We start from the raw sequence: 7,939 nt of genomic DNA, 5'->3' as shown, positions 1-7,939 counted from the left end.
TCGCTATGTACTCTTCGGCTTTTCCACTGTCTTTTTTCCAGATCTCCCGCAGCCTCCAACCGCATGCTTTGTGCAGAAGGTCCTCTTCGCCCTCGATCACCATATCAATACCGTCCAGGGCTTCATCCAGCTTGCCCGCCCCTATGAATCTGGACGTGGCTATTACCGCGATGCGTCTTTCCCACATATCGCATGACCTTGCCAGCCCACGTAAGGCCCGCTTGGCCCGGCGGACCAGGTGTTCCCCCACGATCCGCCCCGCGGACACGTCCACCAGGTCCCAGTTGTTTATATACGCCGTGTTCTTTAGATACAGCCTATATAGTATGTCTCTCTCCCCCGGCCCGGTCCTTTTATACCGTTCCACCATTATAACAAGAGCCAGGAACCTTTCTTCATGTATGGGGGACCTGAGAAGCCTCTCGATCTCGGGAAGCGGGGTCTTTTCCCCCTTTTTAGCGATCTTCCTTATCTCGGGCACGGTCACTCCCAGGAATACATCTCCCTCCCCATATTCCCCCGGCCCGGTCTTAAAGAACCTCCGCAGTACTTCCGCTTTCTTTCTGCTGGCCTTTTTCCGCAGTTCTTCCCGCATCATGTCGGCGCTATACACAACATACACGCCTGCTCTTAGTCCATTTTCGAAAGAGCTTCCTGCATAAGCGGCAGGATGGCTTCGGCTTCTTCTTTGGTAAGCCTGCCGAGTTTCGCGAATTTCATGTCCCCGCTTGCTCCGGCGCTTTCCCTGCTTATCTGTAGTTTCTTCGGGCCTTTATTATAACACCTCACGCTCACCGTGAGCCTGTTCCCCTCGGACTCCCATGTCTTCGCGAATAGGGTTTCATCTAGATTGCTTTCATAAGGCATTTTTGTTCCTCCCTCTTTGTCTTGTGCCCTTTAAACCAGAACTTCCTCTAAAGGTTAATATTTTTGCGCGAAAAGTCAAGAAAATTAAACTTTCCCTCCGGAGCCGGGCGCGTTTAACGGCTCCTCACCTTCCCGATAAGCCTCAGCATTTCAAGATATAACCAGATAAGCGTGACCATAAGACCGAACGCGGCGTACCACTCCATGTATATTGGCACGCCGGCGTCCGCTCCTTTTTCTATAAAATCAAAATCCAGCACCAGGTTCAACGCCGCCACTACCACGACCACCAGGCTGAAGATGATCCCGGCCGGACCGGATGAATAGATCATCGTGAACCCGTGCCCGAAAAAACCCATCACCCATGATATGAGATACACCACGGCTATCCCGCCGGTCGCCGCGACAATACCCAGTTTGAAGTTCTCCGTAGGTTTTATCAGTCCGGACCTGTAGGCCGCCAGGAGACAGAAAAAAGTCCCGAACGTAAGCGCTACCGCCTGGATCACTATCCCGGGATACGCGGCCTCGAAGATCGAGGATATCCCGCCCAGGAACACCCCTTCCGCGGCCGCGTATAGAGGCGCGGTCACCGGAGCCCATTCTTTCTTGAAGATCGTGATAAGCGCTATTATAAAGCCGATGATCGCGGCGGGAACAGCGAAACCCATATATTGCGCGGGTTTCCCCCATATCCATGCCGCGCCTATAAGTGTTATCATGAAAAGTATGAACGATTTGTTCACCGTGCCCTGTATCGTCATACTTCCCGCGGACGCGGGTATCGTGTTCTTGAATACGTTATCATTCAAAGCCGGGTTTCCCGTTCTGTACATATATACCTCCCTCTTATTTTGTGTTCTATCGGTCGATGGTGCTTTCGATCTTTTCTATGAGCTTTTCCGCTTCCCTGAGGATATCATCCGGGAGCATCTTGTACATACGGATCTCTTTTCTTACGGATTTTAGCGTGTTAACGAATCTTTTGACTATGATCTCCCTCTTTTTCTTTCTCGCCTCCTCCGGCTCAAGCTCTTCGTTCTTTCTTATGATGACCGACAGTTCTTTCCTTACGTCGGCCGCCTCTTTGCCGTTCTCAAGAACGTTCTCCCTTATTTTCCGGTAGTCCTCCACATCTATGTTCTTGTTAAGCTTGGCCCTTCTCAGCACATCTACCGCTTCATAAGTAGGCATCTTTGCCGTGTCGGCGCCGTCCTCTTTCCTGTGCACAAGGTACGCGGGCTCCTCCCTTTCCAGGAAAGAATAGGACCTGATCAATTTCCCCGCGGTCTGCCCCCTTATCCCTATTTCCTTTAGAACATATGTGTCGAACTCGGAATATCCCCATTCCTTGTACAGCTTATCTTTCCACACCGAGAACAGGGTCTGACCCAGCTCCATCCATGAGCTCTTGAACCTGCGCGCGCAGTCCAGCACCTTATACCGTATTGACCCTTCGTCTATATCTTCCATTTGCCTTTCTATGCGCTCTATTGCCTTGGTCTTGTGTTCTTCCCTGGACATATCTTTCCTCTCTGGTTGTTACAGACAGTCGATAAAAGGGTGTCGTTCTTTACCCCGTGGTCAGCTGTACTAGTTTTTTTTCTATCATTTTCCTGTGTTTTTCCTCTTCAATAAGAAGTTCGGTCAAAAGGTCCCTTATCGCCGGGTGTTCCTCGGCCAGTTTTTTATACAACCTTACGGACGCGTCTTCTTTCGCAAGCGCTATTTTCAAGGCTTCTACCGGTGTCATGTTCCTTCTTCCTCCTTATTTATCCCGCGGTCCTTCTCCCCCAGCTTCCCGGCCAGCACCGTTACAAGTACCCACAAAAGCCCGATCACGCCAAGTGCGATCGCCACCGCGCATACCCTACAGGTCATTTTCCCCTCCCCTGTCCCCCGGCCCGGCGTGTCCTTTTCAGATACTCTTCGGTATATTTGATTATCATATCCATCATTTTTACTGTTTCAACCGGGAACTTCCCTACGGCCGTTTCCCCGGATAACATCACGTAATCCGTCCCGTCGATTATGGCGTTGGCCACATCCGTCGTTTCCGCCCTGGTAGGTCTGGAGTGCTCCGTCATATGCTCCAGCATTTGTGTGGCCGTAATAACGAACTTTTTCCTGTGGTTGCATTTTTTGATTATGGTCTTCTGTATGACCGGGATCTCGTACATCGGCACGGCTACGCCCATGTCCCCCCGGGCGATCATTATTCCATCCGCTACTTCTATGATACGGTCGATGTTCTTTATCGCTTCTCTGTTCTCTATTTTAGCTATGACCTTGCAGTTCCCTCTGGTCCCCACTATGTCCTTTATCGCGATAACATCCCCGGGCGTTCGCACAAAAGATTGCGCGACCATGTCCACCCCGGCCTTGAGACCGAATCGTAGATCATTCATGTCTTTTTCCGTTATGCTGGAAAAGGGTATCTTGACGTCGGGCATATTTATACCCTTTCTTTCCTTCAGCACGCCTCCTTCCAGCACTTCAGCCCGCAGCCTGCCCTTAAGCACACTTTTTGCCTCAAGTATTATATTCCCGTCATCAATAAAAATGTGTTTCCCCGGTCTTATGACCGACAGGTCCCCCCGATAGTCGAAAGGGATGACCGTGTCGTCCCCGCCATCGCTGCCTTTTGTCAGCCAGACGGTAGCCCTTTTCTTCAAAATCTTTTCCGGGGAGCCGTCGAATCTTCCCACCCTTATCCGGAAACCCTCAAGGTCCTGAAGTATCTTTACGCAACGGCGGTATTTACGGTTCAGTTCCCGGACCCTGTTGATCCTTCCAAGATGCTCTTCTTCTTTCCCATGGGAAAAGTTGAGCCTTACCACATCCAGCCCGGCTTCCACCATCTTTTTTAACACTTGCCCACGATCACATGACGGCCCCATAGTAGCGACTATCTTTGCTTTGGCCCTTAGTCCCGGTCTTATCCCTTCCATGTCGTATGTCCTTTCTATCCTATATGAGGCTCATTTCCCGCCTGAGCACCCTGTGCCCTATTGTTCCCCCTATTATATATGCTATGCTGAGCGCCATAAAGATGCCGATCACCCCGAAGAACTTCTCACATATCATGGCCAGGGGGACATATAACACGAACATCTGTATGATCATTATCATCGAGGAATGATATGGTTTCTTTATGACATTAAGTGTTGCCACGCTGACGGTCATTATACCATACATCGCGTATCCCACCGGGACTATCCTCAAATACTGGGTTGTCCTCCGGATAACCTCGCTGTTATTGCTGAACAGTCCTCCTAACGGCCTTGAGAACAAGGCCAGCAGGATGAAAACGCCGATACCCCAGATAAGAGAGGTATCCTCGCTGTATTTCACGCACTTCCTGACCCGCTCCGGCTTGTTCGCGCCAAGATTCTGCCCGATAAAAGGGCCCACCACGGAAGCCAGGGCAAAAACGAATACCATGGCGAAAAATTCTATCTTGGCGGCTACTCCGAACGCGGCCACGGCTTCCGGGCCATACGTAGCCAGCATCCGGGTAATGACCGCTGTGGCAACGGGGATGATAGCTCTTGTCGCGGCGGTGGGCAGGCCTATGAACAACACCTCTTCCCACGACCTTAAGATCTCCGCCCAGGACGTTCTTTTCAATGTGATGAGCTTTTCCCTGACAACCAGGACCCATAACGAGAAAAACAGCGTTGCTGCTCTGGCTATAAGCGTCGCGAGAGCGGCTCCCGCAAGGCCCATGCGCGGAAAGGGTTTTATCCCGAATATCATCAAGGGATCCAGCACGATGTTCAGCAGGACCGCGATCATCATTATAACGCTCGGGGTCACGGTGTCGCCTAAAGCCCGGATAGCGTTATTGCCGACCATGGGGATGACTATGAAGAACATGCCCGGGTACCAGATGATCATGTAACTTCTTATCAGCCTCAGGACCTCTTCGCTGGCCCCCAGCGCGCTGAATACCGGCCTTATGGTCGTTATCCCTATTACCACGAACACCGCGCCTATAACTATCGACAATATCAGGCTGTCCGTTGTAAGCCTCCTGAGGTGGTCTTTGTCCTTTTCTCCAACGGCCCGGGAGACCGCTGCCGCTACCCCTACTCCTACGCCTAAAGCAAGGCTTGTGATCAGGATGACTACCGGGAAAGTAAAACTTAGCGCCGCCAGTTCCATTGTCCCGTACCGCCCGATAAAGAACACGTCCACCAGGTTGAAGATTATCATCCCCACAAGCCCTACCATCATGGGGATAGTGAGCTTGATCAGCGTTTTCCCGACAGGTCCCTCGGTAAGAACGGCTTTCACCGTGGTCCCTCCGTGATCTCCCCCGTTACCTGGAGCGGCTCTTTCTCCTCCACGAAAGACATCTCCCCTTTGTCCTCTTCCTTGTGCCTGGGCAGCTCCTTCCATTTATCGAAATTGTTAAGTATGAATATCACCGGTCTGACCTTTTGCGACCCAAATATCCTCATGAGCTCCCATCTGGTCATTCCGGACCCGTTGATCTGGGTGATTATATCGACATACTGGTCCGATCCGCCCTTTATCTTTATTCCGGCATCTTCGAATTTATCGGGTTCGGCCATCAATATCTGTTCTATTATCTGCCGGACCGCCGCATCCGCCTTTTCAAGGGCCTCCGCCCTGCTGACGCGCTTGATCGGCTCACCCTTTGTCTCTGGTGCGGCGCTACCCCGTGGTCCCGGGGCCAGAAGTTGTTCCTCGAGTTTCCTGTTCCCGCTATCCGCGAAATAAAACACCGCGACGAACAGGAGCGCCCCTCCGACCAACCATACCAGTATGTTCTTGCCGTAAGCCATGCTCTCCCCCTTTTCGAGAATGAGATCCTTATCTGCTCAGTTGTTCTTTTTTCTTTTCCGTTCTTGTCCCGGCTTAATATCCCTTTTTTTCGGCTTCTCCCTGCACCGCGGTCTGTATTTTGTAAGGCACCCCCATCCCCCGGTTCTCCCTGTCTTTCTCGGCCTCTTCTTCGCTCTCGTATGCGATCCCCTTGTACGGATCGCCCAGGCTTACCTTATCTTTCACGCTCTTTTCTCCCGATCCGGGAGCGCCTACGACAAGTAAGTCTATGTCGTGGAGCTTCAACTCCACCTGCTGGTACGGGTCTTCCAGTTCATATCCGTTGTCGGCGGATACGGCTTCTTCCGGCGAAGGTATCTTCGCCCCGGGGATATCCTCTATCTGTATCGCCAGCCCTGTCGGGTCTTTCTCTTCTGCCTGTTGCGCCGCGCATTCACCGGCATAGCATAGCAGGGCTATCGCCATGGTGATCATTATCTTATTCATCTTTTCTCCTCAAGGACCCGTTCTCCCATAAGATATCCATCGCGACCTTACCGTCCCCTAACTCCTGCCTGTCTTCCCAAAAAGGTGCCGCCACGATACTGAAAAATGTTTTCCCGTTATCGGTACATATCTCGATATCTTCTACTGACAGCGGTGGGACGTTCTTTTTATTGTATACTTTCCCCGCGCTTGTTGTCAGTAGCTCCTCCATTTTATTTTTTTCTTTCTTATTCCATTTTTCGAGGACTTTCCCGTCTTTTTCTCCATATACCCCGGCGATCTTCAGCGTATCTTCGGTATCCGCGTCCGCGATAAGTACTTTTTCCTTTTCCCCGTCGTTATCAATGTCGACTTCGTACATCTCATAGTACGCGTACACGTCCTCGATCTCGAACCAGCCGTATTCGGTGGAATACGCGCTGATCTTGTCCTTTTTCCCTCCAGAGAGGGATATCCCGCTTTCGTTCATCCTCCCAAGGAACGCTTTTACCTCCTGCGGCCCCATAAGAAGTTCAAAGTTCTTGTTGCCGTTATATGCCTTAACTATGCTCTTTACTCGTTCTTTCAGGCCAGCTCGTTCTGTCCCGGTCTCGTTCTTCCAGAAATACTCGTACAAAAGAAAAAGATACCGCTTATAGTCGTCCTCGTATGGAGCGAGGCTTATGGCATTAATGGTTCCCTCCGTCGCCGGGACCATCGCTTTTCTCCCGGATATATGTATAAGCTGTTTAGCCTTTTCGACCATAAGCCGGGCCTTTTCCTCAGTACTTGTAGCTCCGCGCAGGTCTGCTGTTATTTTTTCCAGTTTTTCACGGGCTTTTTTCTTTCTTCCCGCTATAAGTTCCCGTGCCAGCGTGTCATACCATCTTCTTACAACGAATACCTTCTCTCCATCTTCGGTCGTGTACCCATCAGCCGGTTGTCGTTCCGTCATTATCTCCCGCAATCTTTCTTCAAGGCCCCGGATAACAACCCCGTCCTGGGCTCCGGACATGTCCTTGTCGTTATCCAGCCTGCTTTCTATCACGGTCCCATTCTCCAGGACCACGATAACATGTCCTTTCCACACTATGAGATCAAGCGGCTTTAGCTTTTCTTTTATTTCTTCGCTCTCCAGACCTTTTACGGCTACAGGCACACCGAAAGACACCAGGTCTTCGGTATTCCTCGGAGTGCTCCCGGCTGTTGCCTCATATAAAAGCCCGGAACAGTCCACTCCCCGAAGTTCCCATTCATCCGCCTCTTTTTCTTCCAGCCCCGCCGGCGGTTCATATAAGTCCTTCATTTTCGGCACGCCCTTCGACACATTCCCGCCCCAAACATACCTCGTTCCCTCCAAAGCCTTGAGATGTTCTTGTATCTCTTGTCTTCGCGGCAGTTTTTTCTCTCTTTCCTCCGGTTCTCCCGCTTCTACCCGAATGAACCTTTTATCCACAAAAAGTTCTTTCCCGTTAGACGGGTACTCTTGTGTCCTTACTTTCACTATGTTGCCTTCTCCCTGCCCCTCTTCCACAAGGAACACACTGCCCGGCAGCGCGACGAACTCAAGCTCCCTTACCAGCCCAGCGTCGTCGGCACGCGGTCCGCCAGGATTGTCCCGGTTGAAGATCCCGGCGATATCCGGTGAATTGAATACAGGCGTTGCCGTAACGGCGACCGCGAAGGTCCTTTCCTGCTCTCCCTGTTCCGCGGCACACATGCCGCAGAACACGAAAGACAATACCACTGCTATTGATCTTATCAATGAGTTCACGGGTTCGCGCTTTCCGCC

11 protein-coding genes are annotated in these 7,939 nt (G+C 51.4%); all 11 read right to left on the bottom strand.

Annotation, left to right across the window (positions count from 1 at the left end):
- Positions 1–622 (bottom strand): DNA alkylation repair protein (locus tag PHH49_07305; GenBank protein ID MDD5488741.1); only part of this gene is annotated, 622 nt, incomplete at its 3' end.
- 8 nt (positions 623–630) lie between these two features.
- The gene (locus tag PHH49_07300) at positions 631–867 is read right to left on the bottom strand and encodes a hypothetical protein (GenBank protein ID MDD5488740.1); all 237 of its coding nucleotides are present in this window, start codon (positions 865–867) and stop codon (positions 631–633) included.
- 113 nt (positions 868–980) lie between these two features.
- Positions 981–1,703 carry a Bax inhibitor-1/YccA family protein gene (locus tag PHH49_07295; protein ID MDD5488739.1) on the bottom strand — a complete coding sequence of 241 codons (723 nt, stop codon included), beginning with the start codon at positions 1,701–1,703 and terminating at the stop codon, positions 981–983.
- A gap of 25 nt (positions 1,704–1,728) precedes the next feature.
- Complete coding sequence (locus PHH49_07290; GenBank protein ID MDD5488738.1) at positions 1,729–2,391, bottom strand: hypothetical protein; 663 nt, start codon at positions 2,389–2,391, stop codon at positions 1,729–1,731.
- Between the two features lie 49 nt (positions 2,392–2,440).
- Positions 2,441–2,620 carry a ferritin family protein gene (locus PHH49_07285; protein MDD5488737.1) on the bottom strand — a complete coding sequence of 60 codons (180 nt, stop codon included), beginning with the start codon at positions 2,618–2,620 and terminating at the stop codon, positions 2,441–2,443.
- Complete coding sequence (locus PHH49_07280; protein ID MDD5488736.1) at positions 2,617–2,748, bottom strand: hypothetical protein; 132 nt, start codon at positions 2,746–2,748, stop codon at positions 2,617–2,619. Before PHH49_07280 ends, PHH49_07285 begins: the two co-directional genes overlap by 4 nt.
- On the bottom strand, positions 2,745–3,818 hold the full coding sequence (gene pyk, locus PHH49_07275) for a pyruvate kinase (GenBank protein ID MDD5488735.1): 1,074 nt from the start codon (positions 3,816–3,818) through the stop codon (positions 2,745–2,747). Before pyk ends, PHH49_07280 begins: the two co-directional genes overlap by 4 nt.
- Before the next feature lie 19 nt (positions 3,819–3,837).
- A complete protein-coding gene (locus PHH49_07270) occupies positions 3,838–5,166 on the bottom strand; it encodes an MATE family efflux transporter (GenBank protein ID MDD5488734.1) in 1,329 nt (442 codons plus the stop codon).
- Positions 5,163–5,681 (bottom strand): hypothetical protein, encoded by a 519-nt coding sequence (locus PHH49_07265; protein ID MDD5488733.1) that lies wholly within the window; start codon positions 5,679–5,681, stop codon positions 5,163–5,165. Before PHH49_07265 ends, PHH49_07270 begins: the two co-directional genes overlap by 4 nt.
- Positions 5,682–5,754: 73 nt before the next feature.
- The gene (locus PHH49_07260) at positions 5,755–6,168 is read right to left on the bottom strand and encodes a hypothetical protein (GenBank protein ID MDD5488732.1); all 414 of its coding nucleotides are present in this window, start codon (positions 6,166–6,168) and stop codon (positions 5,755–5,757) included.
- Positions 6,161–7,921 (bottom strand): hypothetical protein, encoded by a 1,761-nt coding sequence (locus PHH49_07255; protein MDD5488731.1) that lies wholly within the window; start codon positions 7,919–7,921, stop codon positions 6,161–6,163. The genes PHH49_07260 and PHH49_07255 overlap by 8 nt, the downstream gene beginning before the upstream one ends.
- Positions 7,922–7,939 lie beyond the last annotated feature (18 nt).

It is taken from the genome of Candidatus Omnitrophota bacterium, from assembly GCA_028715965.1.
GTDB lineage: Bacteria > Omnitrophota > Gorgyraeia > Tantalellales > Tantalellaceae > JAQUQS01.
This window is presented reverse-complemented; position numbering and strand designations above follow the sequence as displayed.

Coding starts and splice junctions, on each gene's coding strand:
- PHH49_07300 (MDD5488740.1), bottom strand. CDS start 867: ATGCCTTATGAAAGCAATCTAGATGAAACCCTATTCGCGAAGACATGG.
- PHH49_07295 (MDD5488739.1), bottom strand. CDS start 1,703: ATGTACAGAACGGGAAACCCGGCTTTGAATGATAACGTATTCAAGAAC.
- PHH49_07290 (MDD5488738.1), bottom strand. CDS start 2,391: ATGTCCAGGGAAGAACACAAGACCAAGGCAATAGAGCGCATAGAAAGG.
- PHH49_07285 (MDD5488737.1), bottom strand. CDS start 2,620: ATGACACCGGTAGAAGCCTTGAAAATAGCGCTTGCGAAAGAAGACGCG.
- PHH49_07280 (MDD5488736.1), bottom strand. CDS start 2,748: ATGACCTGTAGGGTATGCGCGGTGGCGATCGCACTTGGCGTGATCGGG.
- pyk (MDD5488735.1), bottom strand. CDS start 3,818: ATGGAAGGGATAAGACCGGGACTAAGGGCCAAAGCAAAGATAGTCGCT.
- PHH49_07265 (MDD5488733.1), bottom strand. CDS start 5,681: ATGGCTTACGGCAAGAACATACTGGTATGGTTGGTCGGAGGGGCGCTC.
- PHH49_07260 (MDD5488732.1), bottom strand. CDS start 6,168: ATGAATAAGATAATGATCACCATGGCGATAGCCCTGCTATGCTATGCC.